The sequence below is a fragment of the Cellulosimicrobium sp. KWT-B genome (assembly GCF_002127155.1).
Taxonomy (GTDB): domain Bacteria; phylum Actinomycetota; class Actinomycetes; order Actinomycetales; family Cellulomonadaceae; genus Cellulosimicrobium; species Cellulosimicrobium funkei.
Genome location: NZ_NEDO01000001.1, coordinates 561,329 through 588,169, shown reverse-complemented (window position 1 = coordinate 588,169; position 26,841 = coordinate 561,329). Strand labels below are relative to the sequence as shown.

General features: G+C 72.9%; 19 protein-coding genes. 5 read left to right on the top strand and 14 right to left on the bottom strand.

Annotation, left to right across the window (positions count from 1 at the left end):
• The first annotated feature begins 40 nt into the window (after positions 1 to 40).
• Entirely contained in the window at positions 41 to 3,676 is a 3,636-nt protein-coding gene (locus B9L22_RS02530) for a hypothetical protein (RefSeq protein WP_086149087.1), read from the top strand.
• 631 nt (positions 3,677 to 4,307) lie between these two features.
• Here the strand turns inward: B9L22_RS02530 and B9L22_RS02525 are convergent.
• On the bottom strand, positions 4,308 to 5,537 hold the full coding sequence (locus B9L22_RS02525; RefSeq protein WP_086149086.1) for an ROK family transcriptional regulator: 1,230 nt from the start codon (positions 5,535 to 5,537) through the stop codon (positions 4,308 to 4,310).
• Positions 5,538 to 5,638: 101 nt separating this feature from the next.
• Between B9L22_RS02525 and xylA the strand changes: the two genes are divergently transcribed.
• The gene (gene xylA, locus B9L22_RS02520; protein ID WP_021483358.1) at positions 5,639 to 6,820 is read left to right on the top strand and encodes a xylose isomerase; all 1,182 of its coding nucleotides are present in this window, start codon (positions 5,639 to 5,641) and stop codon (positions 6,818 to 6,820) included.
• A gap of 1 nt (position 6,821) precedes the next feature.
• Positions 6,822 to 8,417, top strand: coding sequence for a xylulokinase (locus B9L22_RS02515; RefSeq protein WP_233139610.1), 1,596 nt, complete (start codon positions 6,822 to 6,824; stop codon positions 8,415 to 8,417).
• 85 nt (positions 8,418 to 8,502) lie between these two features.
• On the opposite strand, the gene B9L22_RS02510 is transcribed toward B9L22_RS02515, so the two are convergent.
• Positions 8,503 to 8,835 (bottom strand): hypothetical protein, encoded by a 333-nt coding sequence (locus B9L22_RS02510; RefSeq protein ID WP_021483154.1) that lies wholly within the window; start codon positions 8,833 to 8,835, stop codon positions 8,503 to 8,505.
• A 121-nt stretch (positions 8,836 to 8,956) separates the two neighbouring features.
• A complete protein-coding gene (locus tag B9L22_RS02505; RefSeq protein WP_086149625.1) occupies positions 8,957 to 9,418 on the bottom strand; it encodes a tRNA (cytidine(34)-2'-O)-methyltransferase in 462 nt (153 codons plus the stop codon).
• A gap of 350 nt (positions 9,419 to 9,768) precedes the next feature.
• On the opposite strand from B9L22_RS02505, the gene B9L22_RS02500 reads away from it, so the two are divergent.
• Positions 9,769 to 10,155: a nuclear transport factor 2 family protein gene (locus B9L22_RS02500; protein WP_086149085.1), complete on the top strand. Its 387-nt coding sequence runs from the start codon at positions 9,769 to 9,771 to the stop codon at positions 10,153 to 10,155.
• A gap of 16 nt (positions 10,156 to 10,171) precedes the next feature.
• On the opposite strand, the gene B9L22_RS02495 is transcribed toward B9L22_RS02500, so the two are convergent.
• Positions 10,172 to 11,083, bottom strand: a complete 912-nt coding sequence (locus B9L22_RS02495; RefSeq protein WP_086149084.1) for a LysR family transcriptional regulator — start codon at positions 11,081 to 11,083, stop codon at positions 10,172 to 10,174.
• Positions 11,084 to 11,165: 82 nt separating this feature from the next.
• Here B9L22_RS02495 and B9L22_RS02490 point away from each other — a divergent pair, with 82 nt between their 5' ends.
• Positions 11,166 to 12,164: a DMT family transporter gene (locus B9L22_RS02490; RefSeq protein ID WP_086149083.1), complete on the top strand. Its 999-nt coding sequence runs from the start codon at positions 11,166 to 11,168 to the stop codon at positions 12,162 to 12,164.
• Positions 12,165 to 12,243: 79 nt separating this feature from the next.
• Here B9L22_RS02490 and B9L22_RS02485 read toward each other — a convergent pair whose 3' ends face one another.
• The 10 genes from B9L22_RS02485 to B9L22_RS02440 all read right to left on the bottom strand — a co-directional run bounded on the left by B9L22_RS02485 (position 12,244) and on the right by B9L22_RS02440 (position 26,806).
• Positions 12,244 to 13,308, bottom strand: coding sequence for a hydroxyacid dehydrogenase (locus B9L22_RS02485; protein ID WP_086149082.1), 1,065 nt, complete (start codon positions 13,306 to 13,308; stop codon positions 12,244 to 12,246).
• The gene (locus B9L22_RS02480) at positions 13,305 to 14,492 is read right to left on the bottom strand and encodes a dihydrodipicolinate synthase family protein (RefSeq protein ID WP_198947183.1); all 1,188 of its coding nucleotides are present in this window, start codon (positions 14,490 to 14,492) and stop codon (positions 13,305 to 13,307) included. Before B9L22_RS02480 ends, B9L22_RS02485 begins: the two co-directional genes overlap by 4 nt.
• Positions 14,492 to 15,550, bottom strand: coding sequence for an NAD(P)-dependent oxidoreductase (locus B9L22_RS02475; protein ID WP_086149081.1), 1,059 nt, complete (start codon positions 15,548 to 15,550; stop codon positions 14,492 to 14,494). Before B9L22_RS02475 ends, B9L22_RS02480 begins: the two co-directional genes overlap by 1 nt.
• Positions 15,551 to 15,558: 8 nt before the next feature.
• The gene (locus B9L22_RS02470; RefSeq protein WP_232422954.1) at positions 15,559 to 16,479 is read right to left on the bottom strand and encodes a carbohydrate ABC transporter permease; all 921 of its coding nucleotides are present in this window, start codon (positions 16,477 to 16,479) and stop codon (positions 15,559 to 15,561) included.
• Positions 16,476 to 17,432 carry a carbohydrate ABC transporter permease gene (locus tag B9L22_RS02465; RefSeq protein WP_081895826.1) on the bottom strand — a complete coding sequence of 319 codons (957 nt, stop codon included), beginning with the start codon at positions 17,430 to 17,432 and terminating at the stop codon, positions 16,476 to 16,478. The genes B9L22_RS02470 and B9L22_RS02465 overlap by 4 nt, the downstream gene beginning before the upstream one ends.
• Before the next feature lie 73 nt (positions 17,433 to 17,505).
• A complete protein-coding gene (locus B9L22_RS02460; protein WP_034652420.1) occupies positions 17,506 to 18,780 on the bottom strand; it encodes a sugar ABC transporter substrate-binding protein in 1,275 nt (424 codons plus the stop codon).
• A gap of 103 nt (positions 18,781 to 18,883) precedes the next feature.
• Positions 18,884 to 20,305, bottom strand: coding sequence for a Gfo/Idh/MocA family protein (locus B9L22_RS02455; RefSeq protein ID WP_086149080.1), 1,422 nt, complete (start codon positions 20,303 to 20,305; stop codon positions 18,884 to 18,886).
• Positions 20,306 to 20,716: 411 nt separating this feature from the next.
• Positions 20,717 to 22,936 carry a peptidase C14 gene (locus B9L22_RS02450; RefSeq protein WP_198947182.1) on the bottom strand — a complete coding sequence of 740 codons (2,220 nt, stop codon included), beginning with the start codon at positions 22,934 to 22,936 and terminating at the stop codon, positions 20,717 to 20,719.
• 86 nt (positions 22,937 to 23,022) lie between these two features.
• Positions 23,023 to 25,293: a peptidase C14 gene (locus B9L22_RS02445; protein WP_198947181.1), complete on the bottom strand. Its 2,271-nt coding sequence runs from the start codon at positions 25,291 to 25,293 to the stop codon at positions 23,023 to 23,025.
• A 448-nt stretch (positions 25,294 to 25,741) separates the two neighbouring features.
• Positions 25,742 to 26,806 carry a GNAT family N-acetyltransferase gene (locus B9L22_RS02440; protein WP_086149079.1) on the bottom strand — a complete coding sequence of 355 codons (1,065 nt, stop codon included), beginning with the start codon at positions 26,804 to 26,806 and terminating at the stop codon, positions 25,742 to 25,744.
• Positions 26,807 to 26,841 lie beyond the last annotated feature (35 nt).

Sequence of the window (26,841 nt, the reverse complement as noted above, 5' to 3'; positions counted from 1 at the left end):
CGCACGGGTGGGAACGTCGCCGACGCCCTAGCATCGCAGCATGCCAAAGCGCGAACGCAGTTCGAACGGCGCCCGTCCGCTCCCGTTTGAGTTCAACCTGCTGACGCCGGCGTACGAGCCGGCGCACCACGAGATCTACCTGGGCCTGCTCGACGCTGCGCTCGCGGAGCCGGACGTCCGGAATGTGGCACTCACCGGGGCCTACGGCACTGGGAAGAGCAGCATCCTCGTCGGGCTAACCGAGGCCTACTCCCAGAAGGAACACGGTGTCCTCGCCAGGCTCACAAAGATCACAACGGCCAAGAAGCACAAGTCGCTGAACATCTCGCTGTCGAGCATGGGTCTTGACACCACCGCGGATCTGACGAACCAGATCCAGAAAGAGATCGTCAAGCAGATTCTCTACACTGTCGCGCCTGCGAAGGCGCCACGCTCCCGCTTCGACCGGACCTCTCGCGGACGGAAGCGAGACGGCCTGCTCCTGGCGGCGCTCGTCGGCGCTGCCGTAGCCGCGGCTGTCACGCTCGGGCGGAGTATTGGCTCGAGCGTCGTGCACGGGTTCTCGAACCCTACGCTCGCGTTCGTAGTCACGTTCCTGCTCTTCGGCGCCATCGCATACCTAGTGCGCCGGATGATGGGTGGCCGCGTGTCGGTAGACCAGGTGGCGGCAGGACCAGCGAGCATCTCGCTCTCGCGGGCCCCGACCGCGAGTTACTTCGATCAGTACCTCGACGAGATCGTCTACTTCTTCGAGGTCACCGAGTACGACCTCGTCATCTTCGAGGACATCGACCGGTTCAACGACACGGGGATCTTCGAGGCGCTGCGCTCGTTGAACACGCTGTTGAACTCCGCGCCGCAACTCCGCCGCAAGCCGGTCCGGTTCGTGTACGCGATGCGCGACTCACTGTTCCAAAAACTCGAGGACGACCTGAAGGAACTGACGGCCGATCCGGACGGGGCCGCCAAGTCGCAGAGCGGATATACGGCGACAAAGCCGCATGACATTGCAAGTCAGGACGTCCAGCGAGCCAACCGGACGAAGTTCTTCGACGTCGTCATCCCAGTCGTCCCGTTCATCACTCGGGAGAACGCCCGGGACATCATGACAAAGGCCTTTCGCGCCGATGGCTTCGGCGTCAGCGATCGCCTACTGAACATCGTCGCCCGGCACATCGCGGACATGCGGCTCGTGACCAACATCCGCAACGAGTTCAAGGTCTTCCACCACCATCTCATCGCCGGTCCTCACCCGGTCCCCGAAATGGACGCGGACAAGCTGCTTGCGGTGGTCGTCTACAAGAACGTGCATCTGCAGGACTTCGAGAAGATCCGATTCGGCACGAGCAACCTGGACGTTCTCTATGAGCTCGGCCGAGACCTCGTCACCCACAACGTCAAGGAGCGGACGCAGCGCGTCCAGGACCTGCGCGCCGCACTCGCCAACCAAGACGCCGCGGCGTACCGCAGCGAGATGCTCGGCCGCCGGCTTCATATCGTGATGGGCGACCTCAGCGCGCAGGTCACATTGCCGCCGTACAACCAGGCCGTGCCGCAGGAAGTCCTCACGTCGACAGAATTCTGGCGCGACGTAGCCGGAGGAGTCAGCAACGCATCAGTTGCGACGCGCCACGGGTCGTGGCCATTAACACCCCAGCTCGCGGCGGTGTTGCTGAACGAGCCGCTGACAGCAGAGAGCTGGGACACGCAGGCGCGTCCACAGATGGAGCGTGAACTCGCGAACCTCGAGCGAACCGTAGCCATGCTTTCCCGCGCGACCTGGAAGGTGCTCTTCGGGTCCCCGAGCACGCCTACCGCGTCCGGGAAGACGTTCACGGACGCAACGCGGCGCATCCTCGGGTCCGAACTCGCCGCCGACCTCGTGCAGCACGGCTACCTGGACGAGTACTTCAGCCTGAACATCGCCCCGTTCTACGCCGAGCAGGTCTCCCTCAACGCAATGAACTTCATCCAGAGGAACATCGACAGGGGCGTTTCAGACCTGCTGTACGAGCTGACCGACGCTGACGTCGGCGCGGTCTTGAACGACCGCCCGAACGCGCTCGAGGACGTTGGCGCCTACAACGTCACCCTGCTCGACCACCTGCTCACAAAGGCGCCGCACCATGCACGCACCGTCATCACGAACGTCGCGAGGATGGGCGCGGAGGAGATCGGGATGCTGTCTGCATACGTCGAGTACGGAAGCATGCCCGGGAAGTTTGTCGAGCAACTCACGCCGTTGTGGTCTTCGATTCTCGCCTACCTGGTCGAGGACACCCGCGTTGACGTCTCGCGTCTTCGGGGCATGGTCGACGCGGCGCTCAGCTCCTGGAGCGACGAGGTCACCTACGACCTCGGCTCAAGCGTGCGCTCATTCATTGAAGCTAACTACCTTCAGCTGACATCCTTCCGTGGTGCCAGTTCAAACCGCAGGGCGGCTGAGCTCGCGGTGAGTGCGGGCGTCATCTTCGCTGACCTCGACCCGGTCGGGGAAGAGGCACTTGCGCCAATTAAAGAGGCGCGGGCTTACCCAGTGACCGCCTCCAACCTTGCCCGCGTCACAGGGCTCTCATCGTTCAGTCTCGATCGCCTCGCAGCAAATGATGGCGTCGTGCACGCGACCGTCCTGGACCGCCTCAGTGACTATCTGCATGCGACAGGGAGCGAGCCGACCGTCGAGGACCCCGCCACGTTTGCCGACGTCCTGGGCGACCTCGCGAACCTCGACGAGGCACTTATCGGTGCCGTCGTGGCACGGGCGAACCCGGAGTGCGTGCTTGTCGATCTGACTGCCTCGCCACCGAGCACTTGGTCGGCGCTGGCATCACACGGACGCTTCGTGCCGAGCATCGCGAACCTGAACGCGTACATCTTGAGCCGGTCGGTCGACGCCCCGCTGGTAAGTCTGATGGAGACGAAGGGCCCGATCGTTGACTGGGATGAATCCGAGACCTCAAGGGCCGTCGTGGTCGCTGTTGTGGGAGCCTCCGAAGCGATGCCCGACCCGGCACAGCGAGTCGACCTAGTGTCGGAAGCCCGGGTCGCACGGCGCCTCGCCGGAAGTGAGATCCCGGACGAGCAGACAAGCATTGTGAGGATGCTCCTCGATCACGACCTCGTTGACGACGCGCCAGCAACCTTCGCGCCCACCGCGATCTCTGACCCCGACGCCTTCGCCTCCGCCGTCGCGGCCTCCGAGGAGTTCCGCACCTTCATGTCACCGGCTGTGGTGACGGTCGACCGCGTCGAAGCGCTCATGCGTCACGACGAGGTCGACGACACGATCAAGTGCGCAGTCGTGACCGACCTGCGCTCGTACCTCGCCGGAGCGTCCAGCAGTGCATGTGTCGCGCTAGCTGAGTACAGCCTGAGCCATGACTTGGTGCTGGACGAGACGGAACTCGCGACTCTGCAAGGCAGGGTCCCCCCGCCCCTGATGGTCCGGCTCCTTGCCAGAACTGACCTCTCGGGGGGCGAGCTTGTCCCTCATCTGCGTGCTCTGGGCGGGGTATACGCAGACCTGGTCGAGCACGACGGTGGCAAAGTACAGCTGCCGGAGGACGAAGTTCACGCGCAGATTGCCAACCGGCTGAAGGCCGCCACAATCGTCTCGCGGGTCCGGAGAGACGGGAAGGGGAACCTGAACGTGTGGCGACACGTCGAAACGAGCTAGCGGGAGCCGCGCGCATAGCCCAAGGACTGCTCACTGCGGCGCAGCGCCCGCGATCTGGCTAGGCGTTCTGTGGTCGGTCCGCCGTTTACGAACCAGACCAACACGGTTGGTGTACCTGGCCTCCGTGTAGATCCCCGCCGCGCAGACAAGCGCGGGTCGCGGCCAGTCGCTGGGTGGGTGTCGCCCGTCCGCCGCTGCTCACTGCCGGGCGAGCGCGAGGTCGAAGTCGGCGCCGACTGTGTTACAGGCGTCGGGCGGGCGCGACGGCGAAGTGCGCCGACTTGCTGCGCGGCTCAAGCCCAGTTCGTCGGAGCCGCGGTTGCTGTCGGCGCCACCTCGGTGTTCGTTCCGGTTCGCCCGACGAGCCGTCCACGGATTTCCCTATGCTCCGACCTACTCACGCGCGGTCGGGCGCAGCGAAGGCGGACTGGGGTGACGTTGGTCGCCTGAGCTTGGCTGAGTGCGGGAGCATCACATCGCGATAGCCGCACCAGGCCCGATGCGCGGCGATGATCGCCGGTCCGGCGCCCTCCACGACCGCTGTCGCCCGTTCCAGTAGCGGCGCCATTGACTCTGGCGAGATCGGAGCCGTCGAGTTCTCGCCTCGACCACGGTTCTCCCTCAGCGGAGGTCAGTCCTCGGCGACCCAGGCGCTCGGGTCCTCGACGACGCCGCGCAGGACCTCGCGCGCGCCGCCCGTGAGCGCGGCGTGGTCGCCGACGGGCGCGGGCAGCAGCACGACGTCGGTCCAGGGGGCGGCGAGGACGCGGGCCCGGAGCTCGGCCTCGGCGGCGGGGCGCAGGTAGGGCAGGAGCGCGGGGTAGATGCCGCCGAGCAGGACGGTGTCGATGTCGACGAGGTTGACGTAGTCGGCGAGGGCGCTGCCGAGCGCGGTCCCGGCGCGCTCGACCGCGGCGAGCGCGTCCGGCTGGCCGGCGTCGAGGGCGGCGACGAGCGCCCCGGTCGGCGCGTCGACGGGCAGGCCTGCGCCGCGCAGGAGCGCGTCCTTGCCCGCGTACTGCTCCAGGCAGCCCGTCGCGCCGCAGCGGCACCGGGGGCCGTGCGGGTCGACGACGACGTGCCCGACCTCGCCCGTCCAGCCGTGGCGGCCGTGGAACAGGCGGCGGTCGACGACGATCGCGGACCCGATGCCCACGTCGCCCGACACGTACAGGTAGGTCGAGGGCGCGGGCCCGGTCGCGTCGTCGGGCACGACGCCGTGGCTCGCCTGGGCGAGCGCGGCGAGCTTGGCCTCGTTCCCGATCTCGACGGCGACGTCGGGGCCGAGCCCGAGAAGGCGGACGGGGTCGAGGTGGGACCAGCCGAGGTTCGGTGCGACCTCGAGCCGGCCGGCGCGCGGGTCGACCAGGCCGGGCAGGGCGAGGCGCGCGCCGGCGACCGTCATGCCGTCGGCGCGGACCTGGGCGAGGAGGTCGTGCGCGATGCGGCCGAGGCGGGCGAGCACCTCGGTCGGGTCGCTGTCGTGGAGGTCGTCGGGGTCGACCTGCTCGGCGACGACGGCGCCGGTGAGGTCGAGCACGCGCCCGCCGAGGTAGTCGACGTTCACCTCGAGCCCGAGGCCCACGAGGGTGCGCGGCGCGGGGGCCAGCGGCACGGCGGGCCGCCCGGCGCGCTGGGGGGTGGCGGGCGGCAGCTCGGCCACGATGCCGGCGGCGACGAGGCGGTCGACGAGCGTCGAGACGGTGGCGCGCGTGAGCCCGCTCGCGCCGGCGATGTCGGCGCGCGAGCAGGGGTGCGACGCCTCGAACACGGCCCGCGCGACCAGCGCGAGGTTGTGCTCGCGCAGCGTGGCCTGGCGGGCTGCTGGGGGACCCGTCCGGGTCGCGACGCTGCGGTTCACGGTCTTGACCTTACCGACCCGGACGGATAAGTTCAGCCGTACGACATAAATAGGCCGGGGTCGACCGACGTCGCTCCGGCCCTCTCGACGAGGAGACCACCGTGGCCGACGAGACCACCCAGGACATCAACTTCTCCTTCGGTCTGTGGACCGTGGGCTGGACCGCGCAGGACCAGTTCGGCAGCGCGAGCCGCCCGGCGCTCGACCCGGCCGAGTCGGTGCGTCGTCTGGCCGACCTCGGCGCGTGGGGCTTCACGTTCCACGACGACGACGTCGTCCCCTTCGGCGCGGACGACGCCGAGCGCACCAAGCGCCTCGACGCGGTGCGCCAGGCCGCCGAGGACACGGGCCTCGTCATCGAGATGGTGACGACCAACCTGTTCAGCCACCCCGTCTTCAAGGACGGCGGCCTCACGTCGAACGACCGCGGCGTGCGCCGCTACGCGCTGCGCAAGGTGCTGCGCAACGTCGACCTCACCGCCGAGCTCGGCGCCAAGACGTTCGTCATGTGGGGCGGCCGCGAGGGCACCGAGTACGACGGCGCCAAGGACCTGCACTCCGCGCACGAGCGCTACGCGGAGGGCCTCGACCTCACCGCGGCGTACATCAAGGAGAAGGGCTACGACCTCAAGATCGCGCTCGAGCCCAAGCCGAACGAGCCCCGCGGCGACATCTTCCTGCCGACCATCGGCCACGCGCTCGGCCTCATCGCGAAGCTCGACAACGGCGACATCGTGGGCCTCAACCCGGAGACGGGCCACGAGCAGATGGCGGGCCTCAACTACACGCACGGCCTCGCGCAGGCGCTGTGGGCGGGCAAGCTCTTCCACATCGACCTCAACGGCCAGCGCTCGATCAAGTTCGACCAGGACCTCGTGTTCGGTCACGGCGACCTGCTCTCCGCGTTCTTCACGGTCGACCTGCTGGAGAACGGCTTCCCGAACGGCGGCCCCACGTACACGGGCCCGCGCCACTTCGACTACAAGCCGTCGCGCACCGAGAACGAGGTGGGCGTGTGGGACTCCGCGCGCGCCAACATGGAGACCTACCGCCTGCTCGCGCGCAAGGCCGCGGCGTACCGCGCCGACAGCCGCGTCCAGGAGGCGTTCGCGCACTCGGGCGTGTTCGAGCTCGGCCAGCCCACGCTGGGCGAGGGCGAGTCCGTGGCCGACCTGCTCGCGGACCGCGGCGCGTACGAGGAGTTCGACGTCGACGCCGCGGCGAACCGCGACTTCGGCTTCGTGCGCCTCAACCAGCTCGCGCTCGAGCACCTCATCGGCTGAGGTGGCCACCGACGCCAGGACGTCCGACGCCGGCGGCGAGCGCGTGCTCGTCGCCGGCGTCGACACGTCCACGCAGTCCTGCAAGGTCGTCGTGCGCGACGCCGCGACGGGCGCTCTCGTGCGCACGGGCTCGGCCAAGCACCCCGACGGCACCGAGGTCCACCCCGACGCGTGGTGGGACGCGTTCCGCGAGGCCGCGTCCGCGGCGGGCGGGCTCGACGACGTCGCGGCGCTCGCCGTCGGCGGCCAGCAGCACGGGCTCGTCGCGCTCGACGCGGACGGGAACGTCGTGCGCGACGCGCTCCTGTGGAACGACACGCGCTCGGCCCCGGCCGCGCGCGACCTGATCCGCGAGCTCGGCGAGGCCCGCCTCGCCGAGGGCGTCCCCGACGCCCACGACCGGGTCGAGTCCGCGACCGAGGCGGGCGCCCAGGCATGGGCCGACGCGATCGGGTCCGTGCCGGTCGCGTCGCTCACGGTGACGAAGCTGCGCTGGCTGCGCGACGCCGAGCCGGAGAACGCGGCGCGCGTCGCCGCCGTCGCGCTGCCGCACGACTGGCTCACGTGGCGCATCGCGGGGTACGGCCCCGCGGGCGACGAGTCCGCGCCGCTCGGGCCGGACCTCGACGCGCTCGTCACCGACGCGTCCGACGCGTCGGGCACCGGCTACTACGACGCGACGAGGGACGACGGTCCCGACGGTCGGGGCGCGTACCGCCTCGACCTGCTGGAGCTCGCGCTCGGACGGACCGACGTCGTGCTGCCGCGCGTCGTCGGGCCGTCGGCGACGGCGGGCGTCGCGCACGCCTCGGTCGCCGGGAGCGCGGTCGAGGGCGGCACGCTGCTCGGCCCCGGCGCGGGCGACAACGCCGGTGCCGCGCTCGGCCTCGGCATGGTCGCGGGCGACGTCGCGGTGTCGATCGGGACGTCGGGCGTCGTGTCCGCCGTGACCGACGACCGCACGGCGGACGGCTCCGGCCTCGTCAACGGGTTCTCCGACGCGACCGGCCGGTACCTGCTGCTCGCGGTGACGCTCAACGCGAGCCGGGTGCTCGACGCCGCGCGCGCCGTCCTCGGCGTCGACCACGCGGGGCTGTCGCGGCTCGCGCTCCAGGCGCCCCCCGGCGCGGACGGGCTCGTGCTCGTGCCGTACCTGGAGGGCGAGCGCATGCCCAACCGCCCCGACGCGTCGGGCACGCTGCACGGGATCCGGCTCGGCACGTCGACGCCGGAGCACCTCGCGCGCGCGTACGTCGAGGGCATGCTGTGCGGCCTCGCGGACGGGCTCGACGCGCTGCGGGCGCTCGGCGTCCGGGTCGAGCGCGTGCAGCTCATCGGCGGCGGCGCGCAGTCGGAGGCGGTCCGGCGCATCGCGCCGCAGGTCCTCGGCCTGCCCGTCACGGTCCCCGAGCCCGGCGAGTACGTCGCCGACGGCGCCGCGCGCCAGGCGGCGTGGGTCCTCGCCGCGCACGAGGCGGGCGGCTCCGGGGCGGACGTCGCCCCGCCCACGTGGGCCGCGTCGTCGGCCACGCTGGTCGAGGCTGACCCGGTCCCGGCGATCCGCGAGCAGTACGCGGCGGTCCGCGACCTGGTCTGACACGACCTCGCGACAGCAGGGAAGGGCCCGGCCCCCCGTGAGGGGGTCGGGCCCTTCGTGCGCCCACGACGGTGGGCAGGAGCGGTCAGAGCACGCGCACGACGGGGCCCGTCACGCCAGCCTTGCGGCCCACCGCGGCGGCGCCGGTCACGCCCCAGACCGGTCCGGCGATCTCCACCGACGCGACCGACGTCGTCGAGACCGACCGGTTGAGGTTCGTCCCGTACGCGTTGCCGTAGACCTCGAGCAGCACCCAGTCGCACGTGCCCGCGCTGACGGTGAAGACGTTCCCGGTCCGGGTCACGTCGAACGTGCACACGCCGCCGTCGTAGGGGGCCGCGCTCGCCGAGGGTGCGATCGCGACGGCAGCGGCGACGAGGGCGGAGACGGCCAGGGCGCGCAGTCGGAGAGTTCGCATAGAGCTCCTTTGCTCAGGTGTGGGGGGCCGCGATCAGCCCGGCCACAGTTCACCGTGGCGCTGCTCTGTCAGCAACTCGAGGGCTACGTAAATTTGACCCTCGCCAGGTACGTGCTTTCCCTTATGTGCCGCCCGCGAAGCCCGTCTGGCGCCACGCCTCGTAGACGGCGATCGACGCCGCGTTGGTGAGGTTGAGCGACCGGCGACCGGGCAGCATGGGGATCTTCAGCTGGTCCGTGATCCGCTCGTGGGCCAGCGCGGCGTCGGGCAGGCCCGTCGGCTCGGGGCCGAACAGCAGGACGTCGTCGGGCCGGTACGTCACGTCGGTGAACGACGTCGTCGCGCGGGTCGTGAACGCGAACACCCGGCCCGGGAGGGTCGCCAGCGCGGCGTCCAGGTCCGCGTGCACCTCGACGCTCGCGAGGTCGTGGTAGTCCAGGCCGGCGCGGCGCAGCTTGGGCTCGTCCAGGTCGAACCCGAGCGGCTCGACGAGGTGCAGACGCGCCCCGGTCACCGCGGCGAGGCGGATCGCGTTGCCCGTGTTCCCCGGGATGCGCGGCTCGAAGAACACCACGTGCGGCAGGGTGGACGGCGGTCGGGCGGCCGGGTCGGCGATGTGCGGCCGCCAGTCGGCGCGGGGGTCGGGGGTCTCGCTCACGCCCCCGATTCTCGCAGCGCTGCGAGGGAGGTGCGCCCCGCGGCACAGGGCGCGCCCTGCCGAGGGAGAGGGCTGGTCTCGCCGAGGTAGAGGCGTGGTAGCCAGCCAGGGCGGACCTGGGCTCTACCTCGGCGGACCAGGGTTTTACCTCGGCGGACCGGGGCTCTACCTCGCGGACCTCGGCTCTACCTCGGTAGCGTCGACGGGTCGACGACGACCACCCTGGAGGTTCTCGTGCACCAGAACGTTCCTGCTCGCCCCGTGGCGGGCCACCGATGACCGAGGAGCGCGGCCGCGAGGAGGTCATGGCGTGGGTCGCCGCGTACGAGGAGGCGTGGCGCGCGAGCGACACCGACGCCGTCGAACGGCTCTTCACCCCGGACGCGACGTACCTGCGCTCGCCCTACGACGACGAGCCCCTGCACGGCCACGACGCGATCCGGGGGTTCTGGCGCGTGGACGAGGACGCGCGCTTCACGGTGACGGCGGAGCCCGTCGCGGTGGACGGCCCGGACGCCGTCGTGCGCCTCGAGGTCCGCTACCTCGCCCCGCGCGAGCAGGAGTACCGCGACCTGTGGGTCCTGCGGTTCGCCCCCGACGGCCGCGTCGAGCACTTCGAGGAGTGGGCCTACTGGCCCGGCCGGTCGTACAGCGCCGGGTGACGGGCGGCGTCGGGCCTCAGCGCGCGACCGGCACGGCGGCGCCCGCGCGCGCGACCGCGCGCAGCTCGTCGAGCACCGCCCGGGCGGGCGGCGTCGAGGCGGCGGCGTCGCGCACGACGGCGTAGACCGACCGGACGGGCGCGGGCCGCACGACCGGGACCGCGACGAGGCCGGGCGGCAGGTGCACGGCGCCGAGCCGTGGCAGCACCGTGATGCCGATGCCCGCGCCGACGAACGCGACCGCCGTCGGGTAGTCGTGGGCCTCGACGTGGAACGGCGGGCTGAACCCCGCCGCGGTGCACGCCTCGACGAGGTTGCGGCGGCACCACCCGCGCGCGAAGTCGTTGTCGACCCAGCGCTCCGTCGCGAGCGCGGCGATCTCCACCTCGGCCCGCCCCGCGAGCGGGTGGTCGGCGGGGAGGACGGCGACGTACGGGTCGTCGAGCAGGTGGTGCGCCCGGAACCCGGTGCCGGGGACGAAGGCGGGCGACGCGACGGCGACCTGCACGTCGGCGCGGGCGTCGGGGTCGTCGGGGATCGCCTCGCCGAGGGCGAGGTCGAGCCGGACCCCGGGGAACTCGGTCGTGAGCCGTCGGACGACGCGCGGCAGCCACGCGGAGCCCGCGGAGGCGAAGTACATGAGCGACAGGGACCCGGTCCGCCCGGCGCGCAGGTCCGCGACGACGGCCTCGACCTCGCCGAGCCGGGCGAGCACGCGGTCGGCCTGCGCGGCGAGCTCGAGCCCGGCGGACGTCGGCCGGACGCCCCGCCCGGCGCGCTCCAGGAGCGCGAGCCCGGTCTCGCGCTGGAGCGCGGCCACGTGCTGGCTCACCGCCGACGGCGTGTACCCGAGGTTGGCGGCGGCGGCCTGGACCGAGCCGCTCGCGACGACGGAGCGGAAGATCCGGAGACGGTGCACGTCCAGCATCCCCTCACGCTACAGCCGTACTGCATCGAACGGTAGGAACACGTGCTGGTGCTGAACGGTGCGGTGGGGCGACGATCGACCCGTGACCGCACCCGAGACCTCGACGACGACACCCGTCGGCTCCGCCCGGCCGGGCCTGCCCTCCGCCCGCGGGCCGGCGGGTCGCGCCGGGCTGCCCGTCGTCCTCGCGGTGGCGGTGACCGTCGTGCTGTGGGCGTCGGCGTTCATCGGCGTGCGCGCCGCCGGGCACGACTACGCGCCCGGGTCGCTCGCCCTGGGTCGCCAGCTCGCGGGCAGCCTCGGGCTCACCGCCGTCGTCGCCGTGCGGTGGCTGCGCAGCGGCCACCGGCCCGTGCTGCCCCGCGGCCGGGTGCTCGCGGGCGTCCTCGCGTGGGGCGTGGGCTGGTTCAGCCTCTACAACCTCGCGCTCAACGCGGCCGAGCAGCACCTCGACGCCGGCACGACGGCGCTCCTCGTCAACGTCGCGCCCGTCCTCGTCGCGGTGCTCGCCGGCGTCCTGCTCGGCGAGGGCTTCCCGCGTCGCCTGCTCGTCGGCATGGCCTCGGCGTTCGCCGGGGTCGCGATCATCGCGGCCGCGACGTCGTCGGGCGAGCGCGACGTCGTCGGCGTGGCGCTCGGGCTCACCGCCGCCGTCCTCTACGCCGCGGGTGCGACGTCGCAGAAGCGCCTCCTCGCGCACCTCGACGCCCTGACGATGACGTGGGTCGGGTGCCTCGCGGGCACGGTCGCGCTCCTGCCGTTCGCCCCGGCGCTCGCGGCCGACGCCGCCGCGGCGCCGCCGTCGTCGACGTGGGCGGTCGTGCTGCTCGGGCTCGGCCCGACGGCCGTCGCGTTCACGACGTGGGGCTACGCGCTCTCGCGCCTCAGCGCGGGCCGTGCCGCGGCGACGACGTACCTCGTGCCGCCGCTCGTGGTGGTGCTCTCCTGGCTCGTGCTCGCGGAGGTGCCCGCGCCGGTAACCTTCGCGGGCGGCGCGCTGTGCCTCGCCGGGGTCGCGATCGCGACGCTCCCGCGGCGGCGGGTCGCCCCGGTGCCCCCGGTGCCGGCCGCGCGAGCCTGACCCGCTCCGGCCGGTAAGACCCGGCCCGACGTACCGATCCCGCCCGGTGCGACGCGCTCCGACCCGGCCCGCCGCGGGCTCAGCCCATGCGGTCGAGGTCGGCCTCGCGCACCTCGTGGACCAGCGGCTCCCCGGCGCGGAAGCGCTCGAGCTCGTCGACGACGATCGCGCCCTGCGCGAGCCGGCCCTGCACGGTCGCGGCGGCGTGGTGCGGCGTGAGGAGCACGTTCCGCAGACGGCGCAGCGGGTGGTCCTCGGGCAGCGGCTCGGCGTCGTAGACGTCGAGCGCAGCGCTGATCCGCCCGCTCGCGAGCTCCCGGACGAGCGCGTCCTCGTCCGTGAGCCACGACCGCGCGGTGTTGACGAGGCCCGCGTGGTCAGGCAGGAGCGCGAGCTCGCGTGCGCCGAGCAGGTGGTGGGTCTCGGGCAGCACGGGTGCGTGCAGCATCGTCACGCGGCTCGTCGCGAGCAGCTCGTCGAGCCCGACGAGGGTCGCGCCGAGCGCGGCGGTGTCGGCGGGGGAGAGGGTCGGGTCGGCGACCACGACCTCCGCGCCGAGCGCGCGCAGCATCGCGATCGCCGCGCGCCCGGTGCGCGACGCCCCGACGACGCCGACGCGCGTGCCCGCGATCTCGTACCGCGGGGGTGCGGCCTCGGCGTCGGCCCACGGGACGCCGTCGTGCAGGGCGTTGTGGAACGCGGGGACCTGGTGGAGCAGCGCGAGCGCGAACGTCACCGAGACCTCGGCCACCGGGCGTGCCATCGCCTGGCCCGCCTGCGTCACGCGGACCCCGCGCTCCCACAGCGCGGGCGTGACGAACGGCTTGACGGAGGCGCCCGTGTGCGCGACGAGCCGCAGGCCGGGGAGCCGGTCCAGGAGGTCCGCGTCCAGGGGCGGCGTGCCCCAGGAGACGACGAGTGCGTCGACGCGGTCGCGCGCCGCGGGGCTCAGCCGGTCGAGCGCGGCGCCGAGCGCGCGCGGGTCGTCGACGACGTCGAACGGTCCCGCGCCCGCCAGGCGCTCCCACACGTCAGGGGCGAACAGCTCGGTGCGCAGCCATGGCGCGACCGCGACGACCGCCCGGGCCGCCCCGGTTCCCGGGCCGGGGCCAGCGACGGTCTCCGGGCCGGGCGCGCCGGTCATCGCAGCCAGTCCTCGAGGTGCTCCGCGACGAGCGCGTCGTCCGCGGCGGCGAGCCACGGGTACGACGCCGTCACGCGCGTCAGCTCGTCGGCCTGCCCGGGGGAGAGGGTCTCGTCCGGGTCGAGGCACCAGATGCCGTCGAGCAGGCCCTGGCGGCGCAGCACCTCGTGCACGCCCGCGATGACGCCCGCGAAGTCGTGCGCCGCGTCGAAGACGGCCGCGTTCGCGTCGGTGAGGCCGGCCGCGCGCGCGGTGAGCGTCGCGAGGGCGGCGGCGTCGGGCACGGTGGCCCCGCCGTCGGGACCGATGCCGTGCGCGGCGTGCGCGAGGGCCAGCGTCTCGACCGCGCCCCGGGTCCAGACCGCCCACTGCCCGAGCAGGCCGCCCACGAACCGCGCCGTGAAGGTCGAGGCGCGGCCCTCGGCGTCGGTCACCGGGACGTCGAGGCGCTGCGTGAGGTCGGCGACGATCGCGTCGTCGTTGCCCGTGTACAGCGCGATCTCGTCGCCGCGACCCGACGCGGCGACGCCGCGCAGCACGTCGATCGTCCGGTAGCGGTGGAACGGCGCGGCCTTGATCGCGACGACCGCCTCGATCGACGCGTACTCGCGCCAGAAGCCGACGGACAGGCGCGGGCCGCCGATCGCCTCCTGGAGGTAGAACCCGATGACGGGCAGCACCTCGCCGACGGCGCGGGCGCGGTCGAGCAGCACGCGCTCGACCTCCTCGCGCGAGCCGGCGAGACCGGGCACGCGCGGCGCGAGCAGCACCGCGTCGTAGCCCAGCGATGCCGCGAGCTCCGCCTCCGCGACGGCCTGCCGCACGTCGCCGGCCGCGCCCGCGACCTGGACGAGCGGGCGGGGCCCGGTGTGCAGCGAGCCCGCGGGCGCGTCGCCCGCGACCGTCGCGCGCGACACCTCGGCCGCGAGCTCGAGCACGGGCCGCAGGAGCCCGTGCTCGCGGATCTCGAACTGCGTCGTGTGGACCCCGACGGCCACGCCGCCCGCGCCCGCCGCGTGGTAGTACCGCGTGAGCGCGCGCTGGCGGCGCTCGTCGAGGCGGCGGTCCGCGTCGAGCGCGAGGGGCTGGGCCGGGATGACGGTCCCCGCGCGCAGGAGCGCGGCGACGTCGTCGGCGAGGCGCGGGGTGGCCGACGCCGCGGAGGGGGTGGTGGGGGCCGTCATCAGAACGCCCCGTCGCGCACGGCGAACTTCGTCGGCTTGCCGCTCGTCGGCAGCCCGGCCGCGAGCCACTGCGCCTGCCAGTCCACGAGCGTGCGCAGCGGCACCTGCGGGTAGCCGAACAGCTCGTGGCAGCGCGTCGCGTCGTTGAGCAGCGCCGTCGGGGCGGGCTCGCCCGTGAACGACACCTCACGGTCGAGGCCGCGGCCGAGGAGCTCCGCGAGGCGCCGCACCGACGCCGTCTCCGGTCCGGTGAGGTTGATCGCCGTCGCGGGCGACGACGCGAGCGCGAGCGAGCGCAGCGCGACCTCGTTCGCGTACCCCTGCCACACGACGTTGACGTGCCCGGTGGTGAGGTCGACGGGCTCGCCCGCGAGGATCGGCGACGCGACGTCGAACAGGACGCCGTAGCGCAGGTCGACGGCGTAGTTGAGGCGGATCGTCACGACCTTCGTGCCGCGCGAGAGCGCGGCGTGCTGGAGCACGCGCTCGCGCCCGAGGCAGCTCATCGCGTACTCGCCGACCGGCCCGACGGGGTGCTCCTCGGAGCACCCGCCCGACTCGACGGGCACGAGCGGGTAGACGTTCCCGGTGGAGAACGCCGCGATGGTCGAGTCGGCGTAGCGGCGCGCGACGTCGTGCACGAGGGCCGCGTTCGCGGCCCACGCGAGCGACGGCGCGGACGACGTGCCGAACTTGGCGCCCACCATGTAGACGACGTCCGCGCCGTCGGGCAGCGCGGCGAGGTCCGCGTCCGGCGTGAGCAGGTCGGCCGCGACGACGTTCACCCCGGCGTCGCGCAGACGGTCGGCCTGCTCGGGGTCGGACCACCGCGAGACGGCGTGCACGGCGTCGCCCGTGCGCCCGGCCGCGTCGAGCGCCCGGCGGGCGAGGACGGTGAGGCTCGGGCCCATCTTGCCGCCCGCGCCGAGGATGACGAGGTCGCCCGAGCGGGCGGCCAGGTCCTCCACGAGGGCGGGCGACGGCGTCGTGAGCAGCTCCTCGAGCTCCGCGACGGACGTCGGGGCCTTCAGAGCGGTGGTGCTGGTCTGCGTGGTCATGTGGTGAGTCATCCCTTGATGCCGGACGAGGTGACGCCCTCGACGAAGAAGCGCTGGGCCACGAGGTACGAGGCGAAGATCGGAACGAACGAGATGGTGGCGCCCGCGAGCACCATGTTGAGCGGCACGTCCTGCTGCTGGAGCGAGGCGATGCCGACGGTCAGCGTCCAGTGGTCGGTGCCCTGGCCGATGATGAGCGGCCACAGGAAGTCGTTCCAGTGCCACAGGAAGACGAACGTGCCGAGCGTCGCGAGGATCGGCTTGCACAGCGGCAGCACGATGCGCAGGAAGATACGCCACTCCGACGCGCCGTCGAGCTTCGCGGCCTCGAACAGCTCGTCGGGCAGGTCGAGGATGAACTGCCGCATGAGGAACACGGCCTGCGCGTTCGCGAGCGTCGGCAGGATCAGGCCCCAGTACGTGTCGAGCCCGCCCGCCTGCGCGATGAGGATGAACGTCGGGATGAGCGTCACGTGGTACGGGACCATGACCATCGCGAGGAACGACCAGAACATCGCCTCGCGCCCGGGGAACTTCTTCTTCGCGAACGCGTAGCCGGCCATCGACGCGAGCAGCAGCACCGCGACGACGGAGACGACGGAGTACACGAGCGTGTTGACGAGCCAGGTGCCGATGTTGCCCGCGCCGAGCACGCGCCCGTAGGCCTCGGTCGTGAGGTTCGTCGGCAGGAGCGACGCGGGGAAGTCGATCGCGGCGGCCGGCTTCAGCGACAGCACGACCATCGCGTAGAACGGGAAGATCGTCACGACGGCGGCGAGCGAGAGCACGACGTAGCGCAGCACCTTGCCGCGCAGCGACAGGTCGCTCGCGCCCTTGCGGCCGCGCCGGCGGCGGGTCGCGGTGGGGCGCACGGGCATCGCGGCGCCCTCGAGCACCCGCCCGGTGGTGGTGGGGTCGACGGCGGTCACTTGTCCCTCCCGATGGCGTAGCGCTGGATCAGGGCGACGACCAGCGTGACGACGAACAGCGCGACGCCGAGCGCGCTCGCGTAGCCGAGGTCGAAGTACTTGAAGCCCTGGTCGTAGATGTAGAAGACGAGGTTGTAGCTCGCCCGGGCGGGCCCGCCCGCCGTCATCACGTAGACGAGGTCGAAGATCTGGAACGACGCCGTCGTCTCGATGACGGCGAGGAAGAACAGGGTCGGCTTGAGCTGCGGCGCGATGATGTGCCAGAACCGCTTCCACGGCCCGGCGCCGTCGATCGCGGCGGCCTCCTCGAGCTCGCGCGGCAGGTCCTGCATGCGCGCGAGGAGGATGAGCATCCCGTAGCCGAAGCGCGACCAGATCGCGACCATCGCGAGCGCGGGCAGCACGAGCAGCGTGTCGCCCAGCCAGGAGTCGGTCGAGAACCCGAGCGCCCCCATGAGCTTCGACCACGGGCCGTTGGTGGAGAACACCCAGGTGAACACGGTCGCGGCGAGCACGAGGCTCGTGACCACGGGCAGGAAGAACACCGAGCGGTAGAAGCCGGAGCCGCGGAACGAGCGGCGCACCATGAGCGCCATGAACGTCGAGATCGCGAGCGACACGGGGACGATGAGCACGCTCAGCACGACCGTGACGCGCAGCGCCGACCAGAAGATCGGGTCGTCGACCATGCGCCGGAAGTTCTCGACGCCCGTCCACTCGGCGCCGACGCCGATGGTGTAGTCGAAGAAGCTCAGCGCGACGCCGGCGATCGCCGGGCCGAAGCGGAACAGCAGGAACAGCAGGAACGCGGGGAGGGCGAACAGCAGGCCGATCCTCGCCTCACGGCGCTCCAGGACGCGGCGGGTCGTGCCGCGCGAGGGCCTCGACGGCGTCGGGCGCCGGTCGGGCCCGTCGGCGGTCAGCCCGTCCGAGGTGGGGGCGGTCGCGGTCATGGGTTCTCCTCTCGTACCGCGAGGTACCGCGGCGCGGGCAGCAGGGGGACGGCTGCCCGCGCCGCGGCGTCGGTCAGCCGAGCAGCGGGTTCGCCGCCGCGGCCGCGTCCTTCAGGGCCTGCTCCGGCGTCTTCTCGCCGATGAGCGCGGCCTGGAGCTCCGGGGCGAGCACGCCCATGACCTCACGGGACTTCTCGTTGACCTCGCCGGCCGTCGTGTACTGGAGCGTCTCCTCGAGCGCGGACAGCACCGGGTCGTCGGCGTAGAGGCCCGACTCGCTCTCGTACGGCGAGAACCAGCCGGCGGCCTTGGCGTACTCGGCGCTCACCTCGGGCGAGGTCGCGAACGCGGCCCACTTGCCCGCGGCGTCGAGGCTGTCGGCCGTCTTGAGCACGGACAGCGAGCCGACGGTGCCGAACGCGACCGCCTCCGCCTCCTTGAGCGGCGGCAGGACGACGACGTTCTCCTCGCCCCAGAAGCCCGCGACGTCCGCCGGGCCCTGCTGCCAGGTGCACGCGATCTTGCCCTTGGCGGTGTTCGTCTGCTCGAACGCGGGGATGGTCGTCAGCAGGTCCTTCTCGATGTACCCGCCCTCGGCGAGGTCGACCGCGAACTGCAGCGCCTCGACGCCCTCGGGGGAGTCGAACGCGACCGACGAGCCGTCCTCGGAGAAGACGGACCCGCCCGCCTGCCACAGCAGCGGGTAGAAGGACTCGTTGAGCGTCGCGTCGACCGAGCCCCAGTAGTTGGTGACGTCGTAGCCGGCGGCCTGGAACGTCGGCGCGAGCGCCATGAGGTCGTCCCACGTCTCCGGGTAGTTCCCCGCCTCGCCGACGGCCTCGAACGCGGCGGCGTTGCACACGAGCGGCTTGCTGTTCATGATCAGCGGCGAGCCGAGCATCGCGCCGTCGACCGTGACGGCCTTCGACGCGTTCTCGCGCAGGTCGCCCACCTGGTCCGTGACGTAGTTGTCCACGGCCGCGAGGGACTTGCCGTACTTCGGGATCTGGTCCGGGATGAGGTAGACGACGTCGGGGCCCTTGTTGCCCGCGATCGCGGTCGCGAGCGTCTCGTCGCGGCCGGCCCACGGGTAGATCTCGACCTTGACGTCGACGTCGGGGTTCTCCTCCTGGAACGCGGCGACCTGCTCGTCCCAGAAGGCCTTGTGGGCGGCCTCGTCGGCGATGACGGGGTACGTCCACATGGTGACGGAGCCGGACGCGGCGCCGTCCTCGGGCGTGGGGGTGGAGCTGCCGGCGCCGGCACCGCCGGCGCAGGCGCTCAGCGCGCCGAGCGTGCCGACCGCGAGCGCGGCGGTCCAGAGGCGCTTCGTCGTGCGCAGGGTCATCGACGTGTCTCCTTGGTGAGGTCCCGCCCGGGTGGGCGGGTGGGGGTGGGGGTGCTGCTGGGCGGTGTGGTGCTGTAGTGGTGCGGTCGTCGGGCCCGGCGCGTCAGCGCGCCGGGACGTCGACGACGGTGCGCCGGTGGCGCGACTCCTCGGCCGCGAACACGGCGAGGTGGCTCTGCAAGGACTCGACGGCGCCCGACCGGACGTGGCTCGGGTCCCCCGTCGCGACGGCGCGCACGAACGCGTCCATCACCCCCGAGTCGCCGCCGCCGTGGTCGTCGGCGGCGTTCGTGGCGCCGTGGTGGCCGCCGTCGTGCACGGTGACGCTGCCGTCGCGGAAGTCGGTCACGCGGACCTTCTCCCCGTCGCCGTCGAGGCACCCGTGGGTGCCGAAGATCTGGGTCTTGCGGTGGTCCTGCTCGGAGAACGCGGTCATGGTGAACGTCGCCGCGCCGCCGCCCTCGAGCTCCATGGCGACGACCTGGTGGTCGACGACGTCGTTGTCCGAGGCGTAGACGCAGCGGCCGTAGTCGGTCGTGCGCAGCGCCTCGACGACGCCCGCCTCGTCGGTCGCGTCCGTGATGACGGCGACCGGCCAGATCGGGCCCTTCTCGCGCAGCGTCGACAGGTACAGGCGCGGGGCGGAGTACGGGCACGTCGGCTCGAGCGGGCAGTCCAGGCAGCGGTCCGCCGCGCCCGCGGGCCGCTCCTCGGGCCGGAAGTGCTTCAGGGAGCCGAAGCTCGCGACCGTCGCGATCCGCTTGCCGGTGACGTAGCGGATCCAGTCGAGGTCGTGGCTCGACTTCGCGAGGAGCATCGGGCTCGACGTCTTCTCGGAGCGCCACGGGCCGCGCACGTAGGAGTGGGCGTCGTGCCACCAGCCGACGGGCTCGAGGTGCTGGACGTTGACGATCTCGCCCAGGACGCCCGAGTCGACGACGGACTTCACGAGGTCCGTGTACGGCATGTAGCGCATCACGTGGCAGACGCCGAAGAGCACGCCCGACGCCTCGACCGCGTCGACGACGTCCCGGCACTCCTCCGGGCTCGGCGCGAGCGGCTTCTCGACGAGGATCGCGTACCCCTGCGGCGCCAGCGCGACGACGGGGTCGCGGTGCTCCCGGTCCTGCGTCGCGACGATCACCATGTCCGCGACCCGGCCCGTGCCCCCCGCGGCCCGGTCGGCATCGCCGGCGGCGACGAGGTCCTGCCAGCCGGCGAACTCCGCGACCTGCGGGAGCGCCGCACCCAGGCCGACGGCGGGCGCGGACGTGTCGGCCGCGAGCGCGGCGGCGGTGGTGGCGGCCGGCGTGACGGCCGGGTCGGCGGGACCGCCGGTCTGGGCCGCGGCGGCCTGGGCCGCGACGGCCTGGTCGACGACGAGCCCGCGCTGGTGCGCCCGAGGGTCGGCGACGGCGACCAGTCGGGCGCGCTCCGGGTGCTCGGCGATCCAGCGCGCGTACGTCTGTCCGCGGTTCCCGGCGCCGACGAGGGCGACGGTGACAGGCTGGGGGGTGGGGGTCACGTGTGCGGTCCTTGCTCCGTTGCGATGGTCCTGCGGGGCGGGGGTCTCCCGCCCCTGGCAGGCCTCGTTTGCTATTTGCTATAGCAAGCCTGCCATGCCGATGTTACGCCAGATCGGCGCTCGTGTTAACTCGCCCACGACGCGATGCGGAGTTGTGACCTTTCGTCCCGCGGCGCGGGCTGCCGACGCGGTGGTCGTCGTGGGCCGGGGCCGGGGGTGGTGAGTGCGGGTCTACCATCCGCGCTGCTCGTTCCTCGCGGCGCTCCCGCCAGGCCCGCCACGACCCGCACTCACCACCCCCGGCCCCTTCGTCGTCTCACCTCGCGCGGGGGAGCGCCGGCCTGCTCCGCGCTCCTCGTCGTCCGGCGACGAGGAGCGCGGAGGAGAGGCCGGGTGGTGCCGACCCTCGGGTCAGACGACGAGGTTGCCCGTCGTGACGACGCGGTCGCCGTCGTCGGGGAACGCCGTGCGGGTGACGCCCTGCTCGACGTTGCCGCTGTGCAGGACGAACGAGTCGCCGCCCAGGGCGGACGGTGCGAGCGCCAGGGTCCCGCCCGCGAAGGTCGAGCCCGTGGCGGACCAGTTGTTGATACCGGCGTCGAGGTTCACGTGCCCAGTGTCGCCCGACGGCGCGGTGCTCCGGACGCCGTCCAGCGCCCAGGTGACCGGCTTGTCCGCCTTCGCCCGGCGCAGGAAGCTCCCGCCCGCGGGCTTGCCCTCGAGCCGCGCGCCGCCGTCGAGCCGGACGGTCTGCTCGGCCGCACCCGCCGCGACGACCGCGACGTTGCGCACGACGCCGCCGCGCACCGTGAGGTCGCCGCTCGCCGTCACCGTGCCCTCGCCCTCGGCCGCCTCGAGCGTGCACGTGTCCAGCACGACGGGGCCCTTCCCGGCGAACGACGCGTTCTTCAGCCCGTTGAGGGTCGTGCGCACGAGGTGCACCGGGTTCGTGACGTTCGCCTGGGTGATCGCGGTGTCCGGCAGGACCGCGAAGCGCGACCCCTCGATGACGTTGGGCCGCTTCGACAGCGCCGAGGCCTGGGAGATGATCAGCGTGTCGTCGGCCTGGCAGCCGCGGAGCTGCACGCCGTCGGCGTTGACCCACAGCATCCCCGAGCCCGCGAGGCCGTCCTTGCGGATGACCTGCACGTCCTCGAGCGTGAGGTCGGTGACCTTGACGCGTGCGACGAACCACGAGCACACGTGCCGCGTCACCGTGATGCGCTTGGCCGCGCCGCCCCAGGCCGCACCCGAGTTGGCGAACGTCATGAGCCCCGAGTTCCCCACGTACGTGAGGTCGTGCTCGTACTGGCCGTGCGTGACGAACGGGCCCTGGTCGTCGCCGTCGCCGTGGCAGTTCTCCACGAGCCCGTACGACGACGCGGTCCAGTCGTTGAGGTGCCGCGCGTTGGTCGTGTGGCAGTCCACGACGTGCCCGTAGTTGCAGTAGATCTGCTGCGTCAGGTAGCCCGCGCCGCCCCACGTGACCGACGCCGGGTTGGTGAGCGAGCAGCCCGCCGTGCGGAAGAACGTGCTCCAGCGGCGCATGACGAGCGGCCAGAACGTCGCGACGCCGTGCACGTTCTCCACGTCGCAGCGCACCGCGTACTCGTAGGCGATCGGGTGCGAGCCGGTGTACTGGTCGCCGTCGGGCCGGCCGCGGAACGCGAGGTTGCGGACGTGCACCTGCTCGACGGGCTCCACGCGCGTCCACGTGAGCGTGCGGCCCTTCGCGAGCGACCAGCCCGCCTTGTAGTTGACGCGCACGTGGGTGGCGTCGACGACCTGCGTGATCTGGACGAGGCGCTGGAGCTCTCGCTCCCACCGGCCGGCGAGCGCGTTGACCTCGACCGCGTACCACTGGCCCACCTCGAACTGCGAGGAGTCCGCGACCTCGTAGTCGTCGCGCAGCTCCGGCATCGTCGCCGAGAGGGTGTTCTTCCGGACGTCGTCCGTGACCTTCCCGCGGAAGAACAGCACGGCCGCGAAGGGGTCGTCCTGCCCGGCGTCCTCGATGCCCTCGGTCGTCATGAGGTGGTTGCCGAAGTCGAGCTCGACGTTCGAGCGCGTGAACGTGTGGCGCCGCGTGAAGTTGAGGTCCGTGTGCGCCTCGATGCGGGCGACGCTCGGGTCGTTCACGAGGGCGTCGAGCGCGTCGTCGGCGGGGTTCTCGGGGCCGAAGAGGCCGAACCAGCGGAAGTCTCCGGTGCCGGTGTGCAGGGTGTGCCAGCGGCCCTTGGCTCCCGCGTCCTGCGGGGCGAGGACGGTGCCACCGTTGGCGGCGGCGGTGGACCTCGCGTCGTACCGCAGGAGCCGGGCGGCGCCGTCGCCGGGGGTCGCGTGGCCGAGAAGCTGGGCGATGGTGCCGTCGTCGAGCTTCTTGGCCTTCCAGCCCGTGAGCTCGGCGACGGTGGCGGCGACGAGGACCTCGGCGTCGGGCTTGTCGCCTTTCTTCGCCGCGAGCGGCGCGCCGACGAGGGGCGCCGCGTGGGCGCTGCCGCTGCCGAGGGCGACGGCGCCCGCGGCGAGGGAGGCGATGCCGGCGACGCGCAGCAGGTTGCGCCGCGAGGGCGGCTGGGCGGCCTCGCCCGTCGCGGCCGTCGTCGGCTCGGTCGTGGTCTCGAGGGTCATGGGGGTGTCCTTTCGTCGGCCCGGCGCGACGGCGCGGGTGTCGGTGGGGAGGCGGGAACAGGGTGCCCGGGCGTCGCCCGGGCGGGTCACACGGTGAGGTTCGCGTCGACGAGCACGCCGTCGCCCGCGGTCGGCAGCCCCGCGCGGTCGACGCCGGTCTCGACGTTGCGGGCATGGAGGACGCGCACGCCGTCGGGCAGGTCGAGGCGGCCGCCCGTGAACCGCGACCCGGTCGCGGCGTAGCGGTCGCCCGCCCGCAGCGCGACGTGCGCGGTGCCGTCGGCGGCCCGCAGGTCGGCGCCGCGGAGCGTGACGTCCACGGCCCCCGCGCCGGTGCCGCGCGAGACGAGGGCCCCGGCCGTCGTCGTGCCCGCGGCCCGGACGCCGTCGAGCACGAGCCGCTGGTCGCGTGCGCCGCTGAGCCGCACCCCCACGCCCTGCCACGACCCGCCCGTGACGGTGACGTCCGCCGAGCCGAGGTCGACGGGCGCGGCCGGGGCGTCGTCCGTGCCGCCGACGAGCTCGCAGTCGGTGAACGTCACGGGGCCGGCGCCGCGCAGGATCGTGCCGTCCACGCCGGTGATGCGGGTGCGCACGAAGTGCACGGGGTTCGTCACCGGCGTCTGGTGCAGCACGGACCCCGCAGGAAGCTCGAACGCGCAGTCCTCGACGACCGTCGGGCGCCGCGACAGCGACGACCGCTGCCCGACGGCGAAGAAGCCGGCCGTGCAGCCGCGCACCTGCGCGCCGTCGGCGTTGATCGTCAGCGTGGCCTGCGGGTCGAAGGTCGAGCGCGCGACGACGTGCACGTCCTCGAGCGTGAGGTCCGTGATCTTGGTGCCCGCGACGAACCACGAGCACGTGTGGTGCTTGACCGTGATGCGCTTGGCCGCCGTGCCCCACTGACCGCCCGAGTTGGCGATGTCCATGAGCCCGCTGTTGCCGACGAACACGAGGTCGTGCTCGTACTGGCCGTGGGTCGTGAAGGGGTTGCCGCCCTGGTCGTCCCCGTCGCCGTGGCAGTTCTCCACGAGGCAGTACGCCGACGCCGTGAGGTCGTTGAGGTGCCGCGCGTTGTGGCTCGTGCAGTCGGAGACCCGTCCGTACAGGCAGTAGATCTGCTGCGTGAGGTAGCCGGCGCCGCCGTAGAACACCGTCGGCGGGTTGGCGACCGAGCACCGCTCCGTGACGAAATGGGTGTTCCAGCGCCGCATGATCACCGGCCACCACGTGCGGTGGCCGTGCACGTCCGAGACGTCGCAGCGCACCGCGTACTCGAACGCGACGGGGTGCGAGCCGGTCATCTCGCGGTCGTCGGGCAGCTCCCCGTTCGCCGGGCCGTCGAAGGGCCCGGAGCCGTGGAACGTCATCGCGCGCACGTGCACCTGCTCGACGGGCTCGACGCGCGTCCAGGTGAGCACGCGCCCCGCGGGCAGCTCCCAGCCGTTCTTGTAGTCGACGCGCACGTGCGTCGCGTCGAGCACCTGCGTGACCTGGACGAGGCGCTGGAGCTCGCGCTCGTCCCCGCCGCCGCCCGGGCGCTCGTCCGAGCGCAGCGCCCACCACTGCCCGACGGCGAACGCGCCCGCGTCCGCGACCTCGAATACGTCCGTGAGGTCGGGGAGCGTCGCGGCGAGCGTGCGCTGCTGCGTCTCGTCCGTCACGCGACCCTGGAAGAACAGGACCGCGCCGAACGGGTTGTCGTGGGCGTTGCGCTCGATCCCCTCCGTCGTGACCGTGCGCCCGCCGAAGTCGAGCTCGAGGTTTGAGCGGGTGTAGGTGTGGCGCCGGGTGAAGTTGAGGTCCGTGCGGGCCTCGATGCGGGTGATGCTGGGGTCGTTCACGAGGGCGTCGAGGGCGTCGTCGGCGGGGTTCTCGGGGCCGAAGAGTCCGAACCAGCGGAAGTCCGCGGTGCCGGCGTGCAGGGTGTGCCAGCGGCCGGTGGCACCGGCGTCGCCGGGGGCGAGGACGGTGCCGCCGTTCGGGGTCGCGGTGGACCTCGCGTCGTAGCGGACGAGGCGGGCCGCGCCGTCGCCCGGGGTCGCGTGGCCGAGGAGCTGGGCGACGGCGCCGTCGTCGAGCTTTTTGGCCTTCCAGCCGGTGAGCTCGGCGACGGAGGCGGCGACGAGGACCTCGTCGTCGGGCGTGTCGTTCTTGCCCGCGGGGAGCGTGCCGACGAGGGGCGTCGCATGGGCGCTGCCGGTGCCGAGCGCGACGGCACCCGCGGCGAGCGAGGCCATGCCGGCGACGCGCAGCAGGTGGCGGCGCGAGGGCGACGACGCCGCCTCGGCGGTCGTGGGGTCGGTCGCGCCGGTGTCGTCGGACGCGGGGCGGGTCTGGGATGGGGGAGTGGACAACGGGGGCACCCTTCGTGACGTCGGGAGGACGCCGTGCGGGCGGGCGACGCGGTGGCTCCGGCGGCCCGGGGCTGCGGGGTGTTCCGGGGGAGCGGTGCTGCGGGGGTCGTGCGGTTCCGGTGCTGGGTCGGGGGTCAGCGGGTTCGTGCGCGTCGTTGCGACGGTGAACCGGACACTCGGAGAGTAGCGGGATGCTATGGCATCGTCAAGAGCAAGCGAGCCCGCATCCGCGCAGGTCAGACCGCTGTGCCGCCTCGAAAACTGCCATAGCAAGTGCCTTCTGACGGGAGCGCACGTGCCGACGACGCCGAGGTAGAGCCGTGGTCGCGCGAGGTAGAGCCGTGGTCGCGCGAGTAGAGCCGTGGTTACGCGAGGTAGAGCCCCGGTTGCGTGACCAGGGCTCTACCTCGGCGGACCGGGGCTCTACCTCGTGGGGTGGGTCAGTCGGTCAGAGGTAGTCGCCGGGCCAGTGGAAACCCACCCCGGCCGCGGCGGCGTCGCGGAGGTGCGCGACGACGTCGGCCGCCGCGCGGACGGGCCGGAGCATCCCCGTCGTGTCGGTCGCGACGACGGGCGCGTCGAGCACCGCGGCGGCGAAGCGGTCGGTCAGGGCGTGCGCGGGGAGGCGCACCTCGACGGCGGGGGCGCCGTGCAGGTGCGCACGGTGGAGCGTGGTGCGAGCGAGGGCGTCGACGAGGTCGTGCGCGCGGTCCGACGCCGGGTCGACGCCGAGCTCGCGGACCTTCAGCACGTCCGGCTCGGGCTCGAGGACGAGGTAGCCCACGACCTCCCCCTCGGCGGCTCGTGCGGTGAACACCTCGGAGCCGGAGTACCAGAGCGGGATGCGCTGCTCCCAGTGCTCGGCGGTGCGTCGGGTGGCGAGGGGGCGCGGCCCGTCCGCCACGGTGTCGAACGCGTCGTGCAGCACGGCGAGCTGCTCCCACCGCAGCGCGACCGACCACGCGGGCCACGGGACGCCGGGCAGGCGGTCGGTGCGGGTCCGCACGGGGGCGTCGCTCACGAGGCCCGACGGCGCGGCGTCCGTCGGGAGCCCGTCGTCGTCGAGGTCGTCGCGCCCGGTGTCCACCTCGTTGACCGGACGCGGTGCACCGCGCCGGAGCGGCACGTCGAACGTCTCGAAGCCGCTCGACCGGTAGACGTCCGGGGTGCCGGTGAACAGCAGCGCGACGTCCGCGCCGTCCTGCTCCATCTGCTCGACGGCCCGCGCGAGCAGCGCGCGGACGAGGCCCCGGCCCCGCGCCTCGGGGGCGGTCGCGACGTTCGCGACGCCGCCCGCCCGGAGGGTGCCGCCGTCGGGCCCGCCGAGCTCGCGCGGGGTCCAGTACACCGAGCCCACGACGCGGCCGTCGTCCGGGTCGACGGCGACGTGCGTGCGGTCGAGCCGGCCGTCGTCCGTCTCGTAGACCGGCACCATGAGCGGCGCGTCGAAGGCGCGGTCCCACAGCGCGAAGAGCGCGGGGACGTCGTCGGGCGTGGCGGTGCGCAGGTGCATGGCAGTCCAGGGTCCGGGCCGGTGTTGACGGGATG